At 45.5% G+C, this 20,711-nt stretch carries 14 protein-coding genes; 11 read left to right on the top strand and 3 right to left on the bottom strand.

The features are described from left to right. Window positions 1-65: 65 nt before the first annotated feature. Both NQ510_RS03030 and NQ510_RS03025 read left to right on the top strand, forming a co-directional pair. Window positions 66-884, top strand: a complete 819-nt coding sequence (locus NQ510_RS03030) for a 1-acyl-sn-glycerol-3-phosphate acyltransferase (protein WP_005830371.1) — start codon at window positions 66-68, stop codon at window positions 882-884. 43 nt (window positions 885-927) lie between these two features. Beyond that, window positions 928-1,905 carry a GNAT family N-acetyltransferase gene (locus tag NQ510_RS03025; protein ID WP_005830370.1) on the top strand — a complete coding sequence of 326 codons (978 nt, stop codon included), beginning with the start codon at window positions 928-930 and terminating at the stop codon, window positions 1,903-1,905. Window positions 1,906-1,933: 28 nt separating this feature from the next. On the opposite strand, the gene NQ510_RS03020 is transcribed toward NQ510_RS03025, so the two are convergent. Beyond that, window positions 1,934-3,262 carry a deoxyguanosinetriphosphate triphosphohydrolase gene (locus NQ510_RS03020; protein WP_005830369.1) on the bottom strand — a complete coding sequence of 443 codons (1,329 nt, stop codon included), beginning with the start codon at window positions 3,260-3,262 and terminating at the stop codon, window positions 1,934-1,936. Between the two features lie 212 nt (window positions 3,263-3,474). Between NQ510_RS03020 and dut the strand changes: the two genes are divergently transcribed. Genes dut through NQ510_RS03000 form a run of 4 tightly spaced genes read left to right on the top strand, consistent with a single transcriptional unit; the run spans window position 3,475 to window position 7,722 of the window. Then, on the top strand, window positions 3,475-3,909 hold the full coding sequence (gene dut / locus NQ510_RS03015; protein WP_025831605.1) for a dUTP diphosphatase: 435 nt from the start codon (window positions 3,475-3,477) through the stop codon (window positions 3,907-3,909). A 46-nt stretch (window positions 3,910-3,955) separates the two neighbouring features. Next, entirely contained in the window at window positions 3,956-5,806 is a 1,851-nt protein-coding gene (locus NQ510_RS03010; RefSeq protein WP_005830367.1) for a tetratricopeptide repeat protein, read from the top strand. Next, the gene (locus NQ510_RS03005) at window positions 5,784-6,371 is read left to right on the top strand and encodes a DUF4292 domain-containing protein (RefSeq protein WP_005830366.1); all 588 of its coding nucleotides are present in this window, start codon (window positions 5,784-5,786) and stop codon (window positions 6,369-6,371) included. Before NQ510_RS03010 ends, NQ510_RS03005 begins: the two co-directional genes overlap by 23 nt. Before the next feature lie 49 nt (window positions 6,372-6,420). Further along, a complete protein-coding gene (locus tag NQ510_RS03000) occupies window positions 6,421-7,722 on the top strand; it encodes a murein hydrolase activator EnvC family protein (protein WP_005830365.1) in 1,302 nt (433 codons plus the stop codon). Window positions 7,723-7,729: 7 nt separating this feature from the next. Here the strand turns inward: NQ510_RS03000 and NQ510_RS02995 are convergent, their stop codons facing one another. Continuing rightward, entirely contained in the window at window positions 7,730-8,800 is a 1,071-nt protein-coding gene (locus tag NQ510_RS02995) for a M20 family metallo-hydrolase (protein ID WP_005830364.1), read from the bottom strand. A gap of 90 nt (window positions 8,801-8,890) precedes the next feature. After that, window positions 8,891-9,508 (bottom strand): porin family protein, encoded by a 618-nt coding sequence (locus tag NQ510_RS02990; RefSeq protein ID WP_005834577.1) that lies wholly within the window; start codon window positions 9,506-9,508, stop codon window positions 8,891-8,893. Between the two features lie 217 nt (window positions 9,509-9,725). Here NQ510_RS02990 and NQ510_RS02985 point away from each other — a divergent pair, with 217 nt between their 5' ends. The 5 genes from NQ510_RS02985 (at window position 9,726) to NQ510_RS02965 (ending at window position 20,705) form a co-directional block, all read left to right on the top strand. Further along, window positions 9,726-11,531 carry an AMP-dependent synthetase/ligase gene (locus NQ510_RS02985; RefSeq protein ID WP_005830361.1) on the top strand — a complete coding sequence of 602 codons (1,806 nt, stop codon included), beginning with the start codon at window positions 9,726-9,728 and terminating at the stop codon, window positions 11,529-11,531. A gap of 717 nt (window positions 11,532-12,248) precedes the next feature. Further along, on the top strand, window positions 12,249-15,338 hold the full coding sequence (locus NQ510_RS02980; RefSeq protein WP_005830357.1) for a SusC/RagA family TonB-linked outer membrane protein: 3,090 nt from the start codon (window positions 12,249-12,251) through the stop codon (window positions 15,336-15,338). Between the two features lie 15 nt (window positions 15,339-15,353). Further along, window positions 15,354-16,955 carry a SusD/RagB family nutrient-binding outer membrane lipoprotein gene (locus NQ510_RS02975; protein ID WP_005834583.1) on the top strand — a complete coding sequence of 534 codons (1,602 nt, stop codon included), beginning with the start codon at window positions 15,354-15,356 and terminating at the stop codon, window positions 16,953-16,955. 128 nt (window positions 16,956-17,083) lie between these two features. After that, window positions 17,084-18,169 (top strand): M57 family metalloprotease, encoded by a 1,086-nt coding sequence (locus NQ510_RS02970; protein ID WP_008662714.1) that lies wholly within the window; start codon window positions 17,084-17,086, stop codon window positions 18,167-18,169. 85 nt (window positions 18,170-18,254) lie between these two features. Further along, complete coding sequence (locus NQ510_RS02965) at window positions 18,255-20,705, top strand: glycoside hydrolase family 9 protein (protein WP_034525961.1); 2,451 nt, start codon at window positions 18,255-18,257, stop codon at window positions 20,703-20,705. Window positions 20,706-20,711: the final 6 nt, after the last annotated feature.

Below are 20,711 nucleotides of genomic sequence, written 5' to 3'. Positions count from 1 at the left end.
GTCATTTTTTTGCGATTAATTAAAAAGATGAGTTAATTTTGCGCATTCATTTCATCAAAAGAAGAATGGCTGACGACTCTTTATTTTTGATTGACATAGACAAGATACTTCGGGAAAAGGCTCCGAAGCAGTCTAAGTATATCCCCAAGTTCGTGGTTTCTTATTTGAAGCACATCGTTCATCAAGAGGAATTGAATGTCTTTTTGCGGGAGTCGAAAGATAAAGTCGGTGTAGATTTCCTGAAAGCTTGTCTGGAGTTCCTTGATGCCAATATTGTGGTAAAGGGGGAGGAAAATCTGCCTAAAGAAGGGCTTTATACTTTTGTGTCCAACCATCCCCTGGGTGGGCAGGATGGAGTGGCACTGGGTTATGTCCTGGGCTCCTTTTATGGTGGCAAGGTGAAATATATGGTCAACGACCTGCTGATGAACCTGCACGGACTGGCGCCGCTTTGCATCCCCATCAACAAGACGGGAAAGCAGGCCAAAGACTTCCCCAGAATGGTGGAGGCGGGATTTGCTTCGGACAATCAGCTCATCATGTTTCCCGCAGGGCTTTGTTCGCGTAGGCAGAATGGGGTCATCCGTGACTTGGATTGGAAAAAGACCTTTATCGTGAAGAGTGTCGAAGCCCACCGTGATGTAGTTCCCATCCACTTCGAGGGGCGGAACTCCAACTTCTTTTATAATCTTGCCAATTTTTGTAAGATGTTGGGCATCAAGTTCAATATCGCCATGCTTTACCTGGCAGATGAAATGCTGAAGAATCGCCATAAAACATTTACCATCACCATAGGGAAGCCTATCCCCTGGCAAACTTTCGACAAATCGAAAAGCCCGGCCGGATGGGCGCAATATGTGAAGGATATTGTATATAAATTGTAGAGAGACCGTATTTATATTAAAGAAGAACTACTAACAGAAAAATATGGAAGATGTTATTGCACCGATAAGCAAGGAGCTGTTGAAAGCGGAGTTGACTGAGGAAAAGCGTCTGCGCATGACCAATAGAAGTCATAATCAGATATATATCATTACTGCCCAAGACTCTCCGAATACAATGAAGGAGATCGGCCGTTTGCGCGAGATTGCATTCCGTGCTGCGGGAGGAGGAACGGGCAAGTCTATGGATATTGATGAATATGACATCATGGACAACCCGTACAAGCAGTTGATTGTCTGGAATCCGGAAGCAGAAGAAATTTTGGGTGGATACCGTTATATCTTAGGTACGGATGTGCGTTTTGATGAACATGGTGCCCCTATTCTGGCAACTGCCCATATGTTTAACTTTTCGGATAAGTTTTTGAAGGACTATCTTCCTACGACCATCGAGTTAGGACGTTCGTTCGTTACGTTGGAGTATCAGTCTACGCGTGCAGACAGTAAAGGTCTGTTTGCGTTGGATAATCTGTGGGATGGTTTGGGCGCACTGACCGTAGTCATGCCCAATGTGAAGTATTTCTTCGGAAAGGTGACTATGTATCCCAGCTATCATCGTCAGAGTCGTGATAAGATTCTTTATTTTCTTCGGAAACACTTTGCGGATAAGGACAACCTGATTACTCCGATGAAGCCGTTGCTTCTGGAATCGGACGAGAATGAATTGGCGGCTCTCTTCTGTAAAGACTCTTTTAAGGAAGACTATAAGATTTTGAATTGTGAAATCCGTAAGGCGGGGTATAATATTCCCCCGCTGGTGAATGCCTATATGAGTCTCAGCCCTACCATGCGTATGTTCGGTACAGCCATCAATTACGGTTTCGGAGATGTGGAGGAAACGGGTATCCTAATTGCCGTGGACGAGATTTTGGCAGAAAAGCGCATTCGCCACATCGAGTCGTTCATAGCGAGCGAACCGGAGGCGTGCAAGCTTACGTCGGGAGCAAATAAGGTTGTATCATAGGACTATCCGGAGGAATGTTTGTCGTCTGTTATACCGCTGGCAAGCTATTCCCGTTTATTTTCCTATATAAATCGAGTGCAAATACATCCGTCATTCCGGAGATGTAATCCAATACCGCCTGTATTCTTTCGTAGAGTGCAGGCGCTTTTATGTTGTACTGGCCCGATACGCGATTGATGAGCAGTTGCGAATATGCCTTTTCCGGAGAACGCACGGCGTCAATCATCAGTTCGAGCAGGGTACTGATGATGCGGAAACCGGCAAGTTCAATGTCCAGTACATCGCGTGAACGGTAAATCCTCTTCAGGGAGATGTCTGCACAGTGCTTGTAGGCATTGGCTGGTACCTCGGATATATGGTTGATGAGGCTTCCTTCAAATTCTCCTTTCAGAATCTTTTCTTCATTGTCTACAAAGGCTTGCACGCATTCGCCGATAAGCAGTCCGATAACGCTGGAACGCAGATAGGCTATTTGTTCATTGGTGTCACTTACTATCTCCATCGTTTTGAGCCGGTGTGCTTGGCGCTCTTTCGAGAAATAAGAAAGAAGCAACTCTTTGGTTTCTTGTGTAGTCAGAATTTTCAGTTTGTGAGCATCCTCAATATCCATCATCTGGTAGCAGATGTCATCGGCGGCTTCCACCAGATAGACCAGCGGGTGGCGGGCATATTTCAACGGGGCATCGTTCTGCTTCTCCATACCCAACTCTTCTGCTATGCGGCGAAAACTTTCTTCCTCTGTGATGAAGAAACCGAATTTTGACTTTTTGCCTGCAAGACTCGATGAAAAGGGATATTTCACGATGCTTGCCAAGGTGGAGTAGGTGAGTACAAATCCTCCCTGTCGCCTTCCCTCAAACTGGTGGGTAAGCAGGCGGAACGCATTTGCATTCCCTTCAAAGTGGGTAAGGTCCTCCCATTGGGAAGGTGTCAGTTGGCCCTTCAGGGACATTCCTTTTCCTTCAGAAAAAAAGGTGGAAATAGCTCGTTCTCCCGAATGTCCGAAAGGAGGATTTCCCAAGTCGTGTGCCAGGCAGGCGGCCGAAACGATGGAGCCTATTTCGGTGAGGTAGCTGCCTTGCAGTTCCGGGTGGCGGGCAATGAGAACTTTCGATACATCGTTGCCTAATGAGCGGCCTACGCATGATACTTCCAAGCTGTGTGTCAATCGGTTGTGGACGAATACACTACCGGGAAGAGGGAATACCTGGGTTTTGTTCTGCAGACGGCGGAAGGGGGCAGAGAAGATAAGGCGGTCATAGTCACGTTGGAATTCCGAGCGGTTTTCATGGCGTTCCTGGTGAAACTCTTCCAGTCCGAAGCGTTTGGCAGATATGAGCGTATTCCAATTCATCATGATGTTATTTGAGATTTGACGATTTACTATTTACGATTGAAGTTACTATTATTTAACTGCAAATGTATCACTATTTTGTATAAAAAGCCGTATTTTCGCCCAAGTTTATAGTAAAAGGAAGATGAATTGCGAAACTTGAATTACTCGAATTGTAAGAATAGAAGTAGCCCCAATCGTAAATAGTAAATCGTCAAATCGTAAATAACATCATGTTGAACGTACAAATCATCAATAAATCAAAGCATCCGCTTCCGGCTTATGCCACTGAGCTGTCTGCAGGAATGGATATCCGTGCAAACCTTAATGAACCTATTTCGCTGGCTCCGATGCAGCGGTGTCTGGTGCCTACTGGCCTTTATATCGCTCTTCCTGAAGGATTTGAGGCGCAAGTGCGTCCGCGTAGCGGATTGGCCATTAAGAAGGGGATTACCGTGCTGAACTCCCCTGGAACGATTGATGCCGATTACCGTGGTGAAGTTTGTATTATTCTCGTCAACCTTTCTGCAGAAACCTTCGTCATCGAAGATGGGGAGAGGATTGCACAAATGGTGATAGCGCGTCACGAACAAGCTCTTTGGCAGGAAGTGGAAGTGCTGGATGAGACGGAGCGCGGTGCCGGTGGCTTCGGGCATACGGGTAAAAAATGAATGGATATTGTTCCGTTTTACGGGTTAAGAATTTATAATTAAATAGATGAGAATCAGAGTAAAAATAATACTTGCGTTGTTGATAGGTACCTTCTGCTTTACTACGTACGGAGTGCAGGCTGCCAACGTTCAAGCTTCTAAGGAGAAAATGAGCGGGTATGGTCGGTCTGAAAAGGCACGGAAGGAATTGAAGAAACGGAAGAAGTCGAAGAAAGCCGACGTTTCGCCCGTAAAGGAGCTTACCCCCGAACAGCAGCGCCGTTACGACTACTTCTTTCTTGAAGCCGCCCGTCTGAAAGTCCAGAAAGACTATGATGCGGCTTTCGATGTCCTGCAACATTGCCTGACGATAAACCCGAACGCATCATCGGCTTTGTATGAGATGGCCCAGTATTATATGTACCTCAAGCAGGTACCGTTGGGACAAGCCGCCTTGGAAAAGGCGGTGGAGAATGCTCCCGATAATTACTGGTATGCCCAGGGGCTTGCCAATCTGTATATGCAGCAAAACGAAACGGAGAAAGCCGCTGCCTTGTTGGAAAATATGGCGGTACGTTTCTCGGATAAGCTGGACCCGCTATACAACTTGCTGGAGATTTACAACCGCCAGGAAGAGTATGACAAAGTTATCGGTATACTGAACAAGCTCGAGGAACGGATGGGCAAGAATGAACAGCTCAGTATGGAGAAGTTCCGCATCTATCTGCAAAAGAAGGACGACAAGAGCGCCTTTCATGAAATAGAAAGTCTGGTAGAAGAGTATCCCAACGATATGCGCTATCAAGTTGTGCTGGGGGATGTCTATATGCAGAACGGGAAAAAGCAGGAAGCTTATGAGATTTACAAGAAGGTGCTGGCCGAAGAGCCGGACAATGCAATGGCCATGTACTCATTGGCTTCTTACTACGAAGAGACCGGACAGAAGGAGCTGTATGAACAGCAATTGGACACGCTGTTGCTGAACAAGAAAGTGGCTTCGGACACCAAACTGAATGTGATGCGGCAGTTCATCGTGCAGAACGAGCAGGCAGGCAAGGACAGCACACGTGTCATTACGCTCTTCAACCGTATCATGGAGCAGGAGCCCGATGAGGCACAATTACCTTTGCTGTATGCCCAATATCTTCTTTCCAAAGGAATGAACAAGGAGGCTGGACCGGTTCTGCGCCAGGTTCTGGCGATAGACCCTACCAACACAGCGGCTCGTATGACATTGCTGGGGGAAGCTGTGCGCCAGGAGGATTACAAGGAAATAATGAATTTGTGCGAAGCCGGTGTGGAGTCCAATCCCGATATGTTGGAGTTCTATTTCTATCTGGCCATTGCCTACAACCAGGCGGAACGGACGGATGATGCCCTTGCCATCTGTCAAAAGGCTTTGTCGCACGTCAAGGACGACAGCAAGAAGGAGGTCGTATCAGATTTTTATGCCATTATCGGTGATGCTTATCACACCAAGAATCTGCATGCGGAAGCTTATGCGGCTTATGATTCCGCTTTGGTGTACAATCCTTCAAACATCGGTGCCTTGAATAACTACGCATATTATCTTTCCGTGGAGCGCCGCGACTTGGACAAGGCGGAAGAGATGAGCTACAAGACAGTGAAAGCCGAGCCGAACAATTCCACCTATCTCGATACATATGCATGGATATTGTTTGTTAAAGGTAATTATGCCGAGGCGCGTCTCTACATAGATGAGGCGATAAAGAATGATAAAGATAGCAGTGACGTGGTCTTGGAACATTGCGGAGATATCTATTACATGACTGGCGATGCGGAAGGTGCCTTGAAATACTGGAAACAAGCCTGGGATAAGGGCAATCGCTCTGATACGTTGAAACAGAAAATACAAAAAAAGAAATATATATCAGATGAAACTAAACCTGCTGAATGATATGGCAAGGACGTGCCGCCTATTGTCCTTGCTGTTGTTGCTGGCTGTGGGGCTTGCCGGTTGCAAGACTTCGCGTCACTCAAGTTCTCTGTCCGGAGAATCTGCCTGCCTTTCCTCCAAAGTGCAGCTGACGGTACCCCATAAAGATGCCACCCTTACTGTGAACGGTACGATGAAGTTGAAGAAGGAAGAATGCATGCAGATTTCCTTTCTGATGCCGATACTTCGTACGGAGGTGGCACGTATGGAAGTCACCCCGGATGAGATTCTGTTGGTAGACCGTATGGGAAAACGTTATGTCCGTGCAACACGTAAGGAACTGAAGGATGTGCTGCCCAAGAAGGCGGATTTTGCCCATTTGGAGAAACTGCTTTATGCTGCTTCCAAACCCAATGGCAAGAAGGTGCTTACCGGCAAGGAACTCGGGATACCCTCTCTGGAAAAGGGAAAGATTGAACTTTCCAACTTCTCGGATAAGCCTTTTGCACTGACTCCTACCCAGCTCTCACAGAAATATAAAGAGGTGGAGCTGGAAGAACTGCTGGAAATGCTGATGGACCTTTGATTAGTTGATAATTGTCAGATAATCCCTCATAACTTATAACTCATAACTTATGAAGCTTCTCCTTCTCTTCTTTCTCCTCCTTTTGCCGGTTTCTCCGCTCCTTGCCCAGTCCAACAAGCTGATTAAGGAACTGGAAAGCAAGCGTGGTGCCTTACAGAAACAGATAGCAGAGTCGGAAACGCTGTTGATAACCACCAAGAAGGATGTGGGAAGCCAGTTGAACGGTCTTGCTGCACTGACCGGACAGATAGAAGAGCGCAAACGCTATATTCTGACTATCAATAATGATGTGGAATCCATAGAGCGCGAGTTGTCTTCATTAGAACGTCAGTTGACCCGCCTGCAACGTGACCTAAGGGACAAGAAGAAGAAATACGAATCGTCCGTTCAATATTTGTATAAGAACCGCTCCATTGAAGAGAAGCTGATGTTCATTTTCTCTGCCAAGAGCCTGGCACAGACCTATCGACGCATGCGCTATGTACGTGAATATGCTACTTATCAGCGCCTGCAAGGCGAGGAAGTGTTGAAAAAGCAGGAGCAGGTGAACCGTAAGAAGACTGAGCTTCAGCAAGTGAAGGTTGCCAAGGAAGGATTGTTGAAAGAACGTGAAGAGGAGAAAGTCAAGCTGGAAGCGCAGGAGAAGGAACAAAAGTTGTTGGTAGCCAATCTGAAAAAGAAACAGCGGGGATTGCAGAACGAACTGAATAAGAAACGCCGTGAAGCCAATCAGCTCAATGCACGCATTGACCGTCTGATAGCGGAAGAAATAGAGAAAGCGCGTAAGCGTGCGGCAGAAGAAGCGCGCCGTGAGGCAGCCGCACGTAAAAAGGCTGGTGAGAAAACCGAAAAAACGGCAACTGCCTCTACGCCCGCAAAGCCGAAGGCACAGCCTTTGGAAACTTACTCCATGAGTAAGGCAGACCGTGAATTATCAGGGAACTTTGCTAATAATCGCGGTAAGTTGCCGATGCCCATCACCGGAGCGTATATCATTACCAGCCATTACGGCCAGTATTCTGTGGAAGGTTTGCGCAATGTCAAGCTGGACAATAAGGGCATTGATATACAAGGGAAACCGGGTGCCCAAGCCCGTGCCATCTTCAATGGTAAAGTGGCGGCTGTCTTTAAACTGAACGGACTGTTCAATATCCTTGTCCGTCACGGGAATTATATATCAGTCTATTGCAACTTGTCATCGGCCTCGGTGAAGCAGGGCGATGATGTTGCCACCAAACAGACTCTCGGACAAATCTTCTCGGATGGGGCCGACAATGGTCGTACGGTGCTACACTTCCAATTGAGGAAAGAGAAGGAAAAACTGAATCCGGAGCCGTGGCTGAACAGATAATGATAATTTAAATTTTTACTCCTTCCAGCAGCTCCAGATACATCCCTATCGCCTCCTCTATCTCCTTGACAAAGATAAATTCATCGGCAGTGTGTGAACGGGCACTTTTCCCCGGTCCCATCTTCAGAGAAGGGAATGGCATCAGTGCCTGGTCGGACAAGGTCGGTGAGCCGAAAGGAGTACGTTTCATGGCAATAGCCTTTTGCACTACCGGATGCTCCGGAGCTACGTGTGAAGAGCTTAGCCGGAAGGAGCGGGCTTTGGCTTCACACGTGATGTGTTTCTGTATTTCATCGAATAGCTCCTGATTGCTATAACACTCGTTGCTGCGAATGTCTACGACAAAAGTACAACGGTCGGGAATGACGTTATGCTGTGTACCGGCGTTTACCATGGTTACGCTCATCTTCACGGGACCCAGCAGGGAAGATTCTTTTGGGAAACGGTAATCACGAAACCAGGCAATATCATCCAATACCTTATATATAGCATTATCTCCCTCGTTTCGGGCAGCATGTCCCGATTTTCCGGTAGCAGTTACGTCCAGCACCATCAATCCTTTTTCTGCAATGGCAGGTTGCATCTCTGTCGGCTCGCCTACAATGGCAAACTGTATGGGAGGGAGTTCCGGCAATACGCATTCTATTCCCCCCTTGCCTGATACTTCCTCCTCACACGAGGCAAGATATATCAGATTGTAGGCCTGAGTGGTGCGGCACAATGTCAGGAATACTTGCAGCAGGCTGACTACACTGGCTCCGGCATCGTTGCTGCCCAGCCCGTAGAGCTTTCCATTACTTTCCAGCGTTGGTTTGAAAGGATCTTTCCGCCACCCGTTGACGGGTTTTACGGTGTCGATATGGGAATTCAGCAGCAAGGTCGGTTTCTTTAAGTCGAACATCGGGCTGAGGCACCATACATTGTTGCCTTTACGTCCTGTTGCCATGCCTTGCATTTCGATATAGTTCTGCAGATAATCTGCCGCCTTCTCCTCGTCGCGGCTCAAGGAAGGAATGGCTATCAGTGATTTGAGCAATCCGATTGCTTCGGAAGTTAAAGTCGGTATATCGTAAATCATATTCGGTAAATAAATAATCTGGCCGCAAACTTACGGATAAAAAATGAAAAGGACGCCAAACCGACGTCCTTTCTGTTTTTTCAATATTGTTTAGAAGAAGCAACTGAGTGATATCATCAAGTTGCGGTTTTTGTTGCCTGAATCTTTAATGTTCTCTACCAGTCCCCAGTCATAACCGATGGAAATCTGATATTTCTGACTGAATTCGACTCCGGCTTTTAATCCGAGACCGAAATCAAAACGCTTCATGGCATCATCCCCGAATACATTGGTGGAGTTATCATCAAACTCATATTCGTCAAGAATATCTCCTTCTGCCTTGGCTTTGCCAAAAAGACCGATGGCTAAATAAGGACCGGCATTGCCGAATATGGCAAAGTTCTCATTCACTGCATATTTATAGCCAATGTGTACAGGAATTTCCAGGTAGTAGGGATTGAACTTGATAGAAGCAGCAGAGCCTCCGTCTATTTTGGCTCCTTTCAGCGTAAGTAATGCACCCATATCGAGGTAGACTCCTTCTGAAATTTGAGGCAATCCTACTTCAGCCTTTACCCCAGCATGAAAGCCTATTTTACTGTCGAAACCGGTAATGGAGAAGTTACTGGAGTTCATGCCGACTGTTGCTCCCCATCTGAGGTTGTCTTGAGCATTGATGCTTGCTAAACCTATGGTCAGCATAGCCATTAAAAGCAATACTTTTTTCATGTTCATTGAATTTGATTTAGTTTGTATATCACCACAAATATATAGATATTTAATATGTTTCTATTGTTTTAATGGTAAAGAAAGTATCTTTTGTGGATAATTTGCTAACGGATGGTCGGATACTTTAAAGGTAAAGTTTGAATAATTACCCGCTAATATCAAATTAGTTTCAAATGAAACCACTACCTTTGTACCGTATTTACCAATATCAAAAGTTATGACTTATCATCATTTATCTGTCCTGGTGCATCGCCAGGCAGAGAAGTATGGAGACAAAATAGCCCTGAAATACAGGGACTATGAAACTGCACAATGGATACCCATCTCTTGGAAAGAGTTCTCACAGACTGTACGCCGGACTGCCAATGCAATGGTGGCTTTGGGAATAGAGCCACAAGAGAATATCGGTATCTTCTCGCAGAATAAACCCGAATGTCTCTTTACTGATTTCGGTGCATTCGCCAACCGGGCGGTGACTATACCTTTGTATGCTACCAGCTCACCGGCCCAGGCACAGTATATCATCAACGATGCACAGATACGTTATCTGTTTGTAGGCGAGCAGTTCCAGTACGATGCCGCTTTCAGCGTGTTCGGATTTTGCCAGTCTCTGCAGCAGCTCATCATCTTCGACCGTGCTGTGGTGAAAGATCCGCGCGACATGACTTCCATCTATTTTGATGAATTTATGGCAATGGATGAAGAGTTGCAGCACAATGCCATTGTAGAAGAACGTACAGCAGCTGCCTCAGATGATGACCTCGCCAATATCCTTTATACTTCCGGTACTACCGGTGAGCCGAAAGGTGTCATGCTCCATCATTTCAATTATAGAGAGGCTTTCCGCATTCATGATATCCGATTGCCTTTCATGACAGACCAGGATGTTTCCATGAACTTCCTTCCGCTGACCCATGTATTCGAAAAGGCATGGACCTACCTTTGTATACATCGGGGAGTGCAGGTCTGCATCAATCTCCGTCCACAAGATATCCAAACTACTATTAAAGAGATACGCCCTACACTGATGTGCAGTGTACCCCGTTTTTGGGAGAAAGTCTATGCCGGTGTGCAGGAGAAGATTTCCCAGGAAACCGGTCTGCGTAAGGCGATGATGTTGGATGCCATCAAGGTGGGCAGGACGCATAACATTGATTATTTGCGCCAAGGAAAGACTCCTCCGATGATGCTTCATCTGAAATACAAGTTCTACGAAAAGACCATTTATGCTCTGCTGAAGAAGACGATAGGTATTGAGAACGGTAATTTCTTTCCTACGGCAGGTGCTGCTGTGCCCGATGAAATCTGCGAGTTTGTGCATTCTGTAGGTATAAACATGGTGGTGGGCTATGGTCTGACGGAATCTACGGCTACCGTTTCCTGCTTCCTCAACGAAGGCTATGAGATTGGTTCCGTAGGTACGGTGATGCCTGATGTGGAGGTGAAGATTGGCGAGAACAACGAGATACTTCTTCGTGGTAAGACTATCACTACCGGCTACTACAAGAAACCGGAGGCAACGGCTGCTGCCATTGACCGTGACGGTTGGTTCCACACGGGTGATGCCGGTTATTTGAAGGATAGCCATCTGTATCTGACGGAGCGTATCAAAGACTTGTTCAAGACCTCCAACGGAAAATATATTTCGCCGCAGGCATTGGAAACGAAGCTGGCTATTGACCGTTACATTGACCAGATTGCTGTCATTGCTGATGAGCGTAAGTTTGTTTCCGCTTTGATAGTTCCCGTTTATGGCTTTGTGAAGGATTATGCCAAGGAGAAAGGCATTGCATACAGCAATATGGATGAGTTACTGCAACATCCCAAGATACAGGCGTTGTTCCGTGCCCGTATCGATACCTTGCAGCAGCAATTTGCCCATTATGAGCAAGTGAAGCGTTTCACGCTTCTGCCGGAACCATTCAGCATGGAGCGTGGGGAACTGACGAATACGCTGAAGCTGAAACGTTCTGTTGTGGCAAAGAACTACAAGGAGCTGATTGATAAGATGTACGAAGAATAAAACTTTGTTTTTTTGTTTATAACCGTCCGACCTGGGGTGAATCTTTTTCATTCCGGGCCGGACGGTCTGTTTTTTTATCTCCTTCTTCTGAACAGAAAGAAACTACCCCCTGCACTGCGAGAAACTAATCATCTGTATACTGCTGACTGGCAGTTTTTATGCTTCTTATTATTCTTACAACAGCTGTTGTAAGAAAAGAACACAGCTGTTATAAGAAAAGAATACAGCTGTTGTAAGAAACTAACATGACTGTGATAAGAATAATGAGATGCGAGAAAATAGTTAGTTTGTCGCAGTGGAGAGGTTAATTTGTCGCGGTGCCGGGGGAGAGTTCTCTTGTAGATAATGAAAGCCTCACTCTTAGGCGAGGGAGAGAAGGGTGATGCCGTAATCTGCTTAAAACCATGCAATAAAGCACCGGTTCTGCCAGCAGCTTTTCTTCATTAACTTTTATTAGCAAATAAATCATCCTTTTCCGATAGGGTTGCGGTTGTGCCCCCGGTTTTATATACGAGAGCTTGAAAGAAATCTGCAGAATAAAGACATTTGGATAAGCTTAAATATTAACCGTAACATACTAATAGCCTATGAAGCATACAAAGAAGAAATGAGAGGAACAGCCAATCAAACTGGCCGATCGGGATAACAGATTTCCGAGAATCTGTTTATTAACTTAACACATATTTAATCTAATATTTATTTTCCGAAAAACAGCTTATGAAAAAAAGAATTATGCTGACCTTGGTTTGCCTGCTGGCAGCCATCGGTTGGGTAGCAGCCCAAAATTCCCCCATTACCGGTATCGTTATTTCAGCTGAGGACAATGAACCGATTATCGGAGCTTCCGTATTGGTAAAAGGAAGCACTACCGGAGCCGTAACAGACTTAGACGGCAAATTCACTATTACAGATGCGCCCGCAGGTGCGAAAATCCTGCAAGTGTCTTTCGTAGGTATGATAACACAAGAAGTTCCCATCACTCCGGGGACGATAAGAGTCACATTAAAGAATGATGCCAAGCTGCTGGATGAAGTGGTGGTAACGGCATTGGGTATCGCAAAGAAAGAAAAATCACTGACGTACTCTACCCAGGTGGTAAACGGTGATGAACTGGCACGTGTGAAAGACCCCAATATGATGAATGCATTGGCCGGTAAGACGGCAGGTGTGCAGATTAATAAGAGTTCTTCCGGTTTGGGAGGTTCTTCCAAAGTGATTATCCGTGGTAACCGTTCGGTAAGCGGAAGTAACCAGCCGTTGTATGTAATAGACGGTGTACCGTTCGGTTCATCTACCAACGAAAATACCTCAACTACTATCGGCGGAGACAACGACAGTGGTAACTACGACCGTGGCGACGGTATTTCCAATCTGAATCCCGATGATATTGAGAGCATGAACATATTGAAAGGCCCTGCCGCTGCTGCACTTTACGGTAGTTCGGCTGCCAATGGTGTGGTGATTATTACCACTAAGAAGGGCAAGGAAGGACGCGCCAGTATCAGTTTCAATACCAGCACCACTTTCGATATAGCTGCATACGGTATTCCCGAATTCCAGAATCACTATACGGGTGTGTCAACCAGTTGGGGCAGTGATATCAAAGGTAGTCCCGACTATACAGACGATTTCTTCAAAACAGGTGTCACTACTATCAACTCGCTCTCGTTGAGCATGGGTTCGCAAGCTATGCAAACTTACTTTTCCTATGCTAATACTTACGGCAAGGGCGTGGTGGAAGGTAATAGCTTGGTGAAGCATAATTTCAATTTTCGCGAAACTGCCAACTTCCTCAATAACAAACTGACTGTTGATGCCAATATCAATGCGATGTATCAAAGGGGGAACAACCGTACTACTTCGGGAGGTTATTACATGAATCCTTTGGTAGGTCTTTATCACTTCCCGCGTGGTGGTGTTGAAGGTGGAAAGGACTTTAACTACTACAAAGATAATTATCAGATTCTTAATGCCGGTCGTAACATAATGGACCAGAACTGGTATAAATCTCAAGGTACTGATATGGAGCAGAATCCCTATTGGTTGATTAATAAGGTTCCGAATGAGGATACCCGTTATCGTACATTGTTGAATCTGAGTGTGAAGTATAAGTTCAATGACCTGTTCAGTATACAGGCTCGTGGTAGTGCCGACTATGTTGTAGACAAGAACAATACACGTATGTATGCAGGTACCAGCCCGGTGTTGTGTGGTATGAATCCGGCTGGAACAGGAACTAACGGTCGTTACATCTACGGTGAATCAAGTAGCCTTTCTTCTTATGGGGATGTTTTGTTTACTTATCAACAGCAATTCACTAACTTCAGTGTCAATGCTTCGGTAGGTGCCAGCATCAACGATTATACAGGAAACGGTACAGGTTTCGATTCCTATCCGGGTATACTCTCTGTGCCCAACGTATTCACTATGCAGAACTGCTCCTTGAACAAGGGCTCATTGACCGATTGGAAAACCCATACTCAAAGCCAGAGTGTGTTCTTCACCGGTCAGGTAGGCTTCAAAGATCAGATTTATGTGGACGTGACAGCACGTAACGACTGGACTTCAACATTGGCATTTACCAAATACAAAAACAAAGGCTTTTTCTATCCGTCAGTAGGTGTGACATGGTTGCTGAACGAAACATTGAAATTACCTTCTTGGATTGATTTAGGTAAGATTCGCGGTGCATGGTCAAAGGTGGGTAACGGTTTGAATACTTATACTTCAAATCCTCTCAACTCCATTACAAAGAGTGGTAGCATCAATTTCAACAGTACAGCTCCGTTTGCAGAACTGAAACCGGAAATGACTACTTCCATTGAGTTTGGTACTGAGTGGCGCTTTTTCAATAGCCGCTTGGAGTTCGACTTCACTTATTATAAGACTAATACAAAGAATCAACTCTTTACGTTGGATGCTCCGTCAGGTTCACAATACGCCCGATATTACATCAATGCCGGTGATATTCAGAATACCGGTGTCGAAGTTATGTTGAATGGAACTCCTGTCATGACTAAGGATTTCCGCTGGAAAACCGGTGTTAACTTTGCAACCAATAAGAACGAAGCAAAGGCACTGGCTGGTGATGACTTTGGTTATTTTACATTTAGCGGTGGCGAAAGTAACAATGTATGGAGTCGTTTAGAAGTAGGTGGTTCGTTTGGTGACATTTACGGTACTACTTTTGTACGTGACGAAAAAGGCAATATTCAGTATGAACCTGCAAAAGAAGGACAAAAAGATAGTGATAGACTTCCATTGGTGGACAAGACAAATCCGGTGAAACTGGGTAATTCTACTCCTGATTTTAACTTGGGGTGGAGCAATACAATCACGTGGAAGGACTTCTCTCTTTACTTCTTGATTGATGGACGTTTTGGAGGTGAAGTGATGTCTTTGACGGAAGCCGACCTCGATCAGCAGGGAGTAAGCAAGGCAACGGGTGATGCTCGTGACCGTGGTTACGTGATGCTGGAAGGCCGTCAAATTACAGATGTGGAAGGCTTCTATAATCAGGTTGGTGGCCGTGCGGGTGTGACCGAGCATTATATGTACAGTGCTACCAACATACGTTTGCGCGAACTTTCCATTGGCTATAGTCTGCCTCAGGCTTGGTTGGCAAAGACTGGTGTCATTAAGAACGCACAGGTTTCACTTGTAGGCCGCAACCTGTTCTTCTTCAAGAACAATGCTCCATATGATCCTGATGGCATGCTTTCTACCAGCAACCGTCTGCAAGGAGTTGATGTGTTTGGTATGCCTACCAACCGTTCGATTGGGTTCAACTTGAAAGTTAATTTTTAAACAGTAGATATGATTATGAAAAATATATTTAGACTTACAGCTGTAGCGCTGCTGGCAGCTACCTTATTCTCGGCATGTACGGGAGCGTTCGAGGATATGAACACTAATCCGAAGGGAGTGAGCGATGAAGAACTAAAACAAGATAACAACTACATTGGTATGCACTTCATTCCCATGATGCAGTCTATCTATTATAATAAAAATGCAGGTGTCAATGTATGGGAATATCAGCTTATTCAAAATTTGAATGCCGATTTGTGGTCAGGCTATATCAGTACGGCTACTGCATTTGCCGGCAATGTAAGTAATGTGACCTATGCCATGAATGCAGGATGGAATGACAACTGTTGGGATTATGCTTATAGAAACGTAATGGTGGAAAGCTTGAAAATCACCAACAAGTGCAAAGACGATATGGAGACGTATGCCCATTTCGAGGCTATCAATACCATCTGCCGCGTAATAGCTATGTCGCGTCTTGCCGACCAATACGGATGTATTATCTATTCTCACTATGGCGAATCGGCTACTGGTGGTGAGTATGATTCAGGACAGGATGCTTATAAAAAATTCTTTGAAGAATTGAAAGAAGCTGCAGACGTGCTGCGTACTGCTAAAGAAAAGGATGTGGCTTCGTTTATGATGTTTGATTATGCCTATGGAGGTAACTTGAACAAATGGGCGCAGTTGTGTAACACCATTCGTTTGCGTTTGGCCATGCGTATTGTGAAGTATGATGCTGCTTGGGCAAAAAGTGAGGCGGAAGCTGCCATGAACGATAGTAATGGATTGATTGAAACCAATGATGCTAATTTCGGCATTGCAGGAAACGGTTATGTCAATCCGCTTTACGGTATTGCATTCAACTATGGAGATGGTGTTTTAGGTGCTAATATTCCTTCTATCTTGTCTGGTATGGGCGATGCGCGTCTTGATAAGTATGCTACACAGAACAGCAAGAGTGAATATTTTGGTATTCGTCTTGGTATTAAAGGACTGGAAGAAGAAGGGTTTTCGGATGCCTATAAGGCGATTGTAAGTCGACCCAACTTGACAGAAACCTCTCCTGCTATTTTGGCAACTGCTGCCGAAACCATTTTGTTGGAAGCCGAAGCTGCTTTGCGTGGTTGGGATGTAAATGGTAAGGGCACCGCTCAGAGCTTGTATGAAAAGGGTATACGGACATCGTTCGAACAATGGGGAGCCGCTGTGGGCGATTATTTAAGCAGTACGACTACTGCTGCAGCGTATGTAGACCCCGTTATTCCCGCTGCCAGCATTGAAGGCCAGAGCAAGGTGACTGCTAAATGGGACGAGTCTTTGAGTAACGAGGAAAAATTTGCTAAGATTGCCACACAACGCTGGATTGCTATTTATCCTGAAGGTATGAATGGCTGGGCTGAGATACGTCGCACTGGTTATCCCAAATTATTCCCGGTAATGGTGAACTACAGTCAAGGTGAGATTGATACAGATCTTGGCCCACGCCGTTTACCCTTCACCATCAATGAAAAAGGCAATAATCCTACCGGTTATGCCAAAGCCGTCGAAATGTTGGGCGGACCGGACAATGGCGGTACTCGCATCTTCTGGGATGTAGATAAACCGAACTTCTAATCCGCATTATTATCATAGAGATTAAGTGATGAGGACTTTTTGAAGCATGTTTTTTTAAGGGGAAGTATGAAAAACATATTTCATATTTCCCTTTATGTATTTTTTGTTTAATATAATAATTGATTATTATGAATTCAAAATATCTCGTGAATGGCTTGTTTATATTATGCTATTCTATGTTTTTAATGTTTATGAGCGCTTGTTATAATGAGTTGGAAACTGTTGACTTTGAAGAACAAGAAGAACAGCAAAGCGTTTCAATAGAAGATGGTATGTGTATAATCCAATCACTTGGATTCGATACTTTAGATGTGGTAGAGTTGAAGTCAGGTTATCTTATTCAAGGTGATATATACCTTGAAAAAAGTAAACTTGTCACTTATAGTCAACCACAAACAAGGCAGGCTTATCATACTACCGGTTTAATTGGTCACCCCAAACAAAGAGCAATTACCGTTGGTGTTGATAGCTCGATACCTGCATCAGGTGTGGATGATTGGCGAGATGAAATACAGGAAGCCATCAATCTGTGGAATCCTCTTAGTAACCTTAAAATGACTTATACTACAGCTGCCAATCCGGATATACTCATCCGTAGTGATGCTAGCGCTCCTTTACCGAACAATACTATTGCGGCAGGCTCTTGGCCTATGAATGGAAAACCAGGTTCCTCTATTTGGATAAATTTGGATTATGATTATAACAAAACCATTCCAAGACTTCAGAAGATATATAATATGGTACATGAGTTGGGACATTGCTTCGGACTAAGGCATACAAATTGGAAATCATTGGGTGAATCTGTGGCCAATGGTATTACTGGAACTTTTGATTCAGATCCCTATTCTGTGATGAATGGAGGAACTGCCGAATATCAATGGTCTGGGTTTAGTGAGGGAGATAAATCAGCGATAAGTTATTTGTATCCTCGATTTTTTGAAGGAGATTTTGTTAATTACCCAACAGAGGTAAAGCGCTTTGGAGTTGACGTGTATATGGTACGTGTTGTCGGCAATCACCCTATTCTGAAATATGAATGGGGGACTACAGGCATGTTTTTGCTTGCTTCCGAAGGAGATGCTGCTAAAGTTATTTTTGGTAGTCCTGTAACTTCTGAACTTAGGGCATATGTTACTACTGTATATGGAGAAACTTATTGTATTAGTAGAGAGTATGCCACTCAAACAACTATTCAAAGACTTGTTGAAAATTGAGATTAGGCATAGTTCCTCATATATTTGTACTAATTTTCTTCTCCTTTATGCTTTAATCACCTTATAACTTAATAATTATAATATGATGAAGAATGTAATAAAACTTATCTTTTTGCTTTTTGATTTAGTTATCGGTTGCTGCGTTTTGCTTCATGCCCAGGTAGATGAAAAGTTGAAAGCCGACATCGTCAGCACGGGCTACGTGCACAGTCCGTTACCGCTCGACGAGACAAAGGCTTTCGAAACATTCGGCTTGAAAAAGAAAGTGTTGGAAACCGTGATGCTGTGTGATATGGAGGATTTCTCCAAATGGTCGCATAAGGGCATCGGTAAGATTGGTTTGACTGACGAACGGAGCAAGTCCGGCAAGCACAGTCTGCGTCTGGAAGCTCCCGCCCATCCGGAGAAGATTCTTGGCTGGGGTTTGGGACGCGGCACTTGCATGGCCTCTTATGATATAGGAGGTGTGAACTGGGAAGGTTACAACCGCCTGAAGTTCTATATCTATCCCACGTGCGAAGGAGCACGCAGCATCTACCTCAACCTTTATGTGGAGAATGACGGAGAAATAAAAGTACCCGACATTTACGGTCGGGAAGGCTACCACGAAATCAATCTGAAAAATAACCAATGGAACGAATGCTTCGTCGAGATGTCCGGACTGGCGCGCGACAAGGTAACCAAGATTTCATTTGCCATCGAAGTGTTCGGCAAAGAACGTACTATGGGCGACTTCCTTCGCTTCGATGTAGATGCCGTGGAACTTCAGAAGGTGGAGAACCCGGAAACCGTGAAAGGCTGGATGCCTGCACAGAATCGCATCATCTTCTCTACTACCGGTTATAGTATAGAGAGCCCCAAAAGCGCCATTGTCAATGTGGAAAAGTACGGCGGACAGTTCCAGTTGAAGGATGCCGCTACGCAGGCCATTGTTTATACCGGTCCCGTTCGTAAGGAAAAGACCGGCCTGGGAGAGTTCGAGACAATAGACTTCTCGGACTTCAAGACACAAGGCCGTTACGTCATTCAGGTAGGGGATGTCACCACCTTGCCTTTCTATATCCATCAGGATGTGTGGGATGATTCTGCCTGGCGTATGGTGAACTTCCTGTTCTGCGAGCGTTGCGGTTATCCCGTTCCCGGAAAGCACGGGGCTTGTCATAATGACCTGCATGCCACTTACAACGGACATATCATTCATATAAACGGAGGATGGCACGATGCCGCCGATATGTCCCAACAGACCTTACAGACGGGAGAGATAGCCTATTCCTTGCTCTTGATGGCCGAACGTGCCAAAGAAAAAGGCAATATAGACTTGTACAACCGCCTGATGGAAGAGGCTTTGTGGGGAATGGACTATGTGATGAAGACCCGTCTGGGCGATGGCTACCGTGCACAGACATGGGGCACCAACCTATGGACCGACGGTAAGGTGGGCACCGACGATGATGCCGGTCGCCGCGAACTGCTTGTCCATAACGGAGCTTTGGAGAATTTCCTGCTTGCAGGAATTGAAGCGTATGCCTCCATGAGGATTGAAAATGACGAGTCGCTTAAGGGTAATCTGAAGAAGATTGCAAAGGAAGACTTCGGCTATGCCATGAAGCGCTTCAACGAACTTGGCTTTGCCGAGCTGATAAAGAAGGGTGGGGGACATGCCGCCATGGCATCCGAGAGCCAGTATCACGCCAACATCTCATGGGCGGCCAGCATGCTCTATAAGCTGACCGGCGAACAGCAGTATGCCGATGAGGCTGTAAAAGCCATCCGCTACACCTTGCAGTGCCAGCGCACCGAACCGTTGAAAGACAAAGACAAGACCTGCGGCTTCTTCTATCGCGATTTGGCAAAGAAGTCCATTGTACACTATACTCATCAGTCTCGCGATTATGCCTACATGGAAGCCCTTGCCGCCCTCTGCGAAACGCAGCCCCGTCATGCCGAGTATGAGCAGTGGATTCGTGCCATGAAACTCTATGGCGGTTATCTGAAGAACATCATGAAGTATGTATATCCTTATGGAATGGTGCCCAGCGGCATCTATCACAAGGATGAAGTGAAGGACTCCGTCAACTTCTACGCCGTCCAGGTAGGCATTCGCAGTGGTGCTGCGAAGGATTTCAAAGAACAGCTCGAGAACGGTATCCGTCTGGATAAGGAGCATTACTTGCGTATATTCCCCGTCTGGTTCTCGTTCAAAGGAAATATTGCCGTACATTTGTCTACCGGAAAAGCCGCAGCCATTTGCGCCAGAGTGTTGAAGGACAAGGAACTGAAAGACATTGCCGAACAGCAGCTCTTCTGGGTTGTAGGCAGGAATCCTTTCGGACAGTCCATGATTTATGGGGAGGGCAGCAACTATCCGCAGCTCTATACGGCACTGCCCGGAGAAACGGTAGGAGAGATACCCGTAGGTATGCAGTCTTATTTCAATGAAGATGCTCCCTACTGGCCGCAGTTCAATACGGCTACTTATAAGGAAGTCTGGGGCTCTTCGGCTGCCAGATGGCTGATGTTGGTTTCCGAATTCTAAAGCAAG

The organism is Bacteroides uniformis, assembly GCF_025147485.1.
Lineage (GTDB): Bacteria > Bacteroidota > Bacteroidia > Bacteroidales > Bacteroidaceae > Bacteroides > Bacteroides uniformis.
Note: the sequence above shows the minus strand (reverse complement) of the source record. Positions and strands in the feature narration are given on the sequence as shown.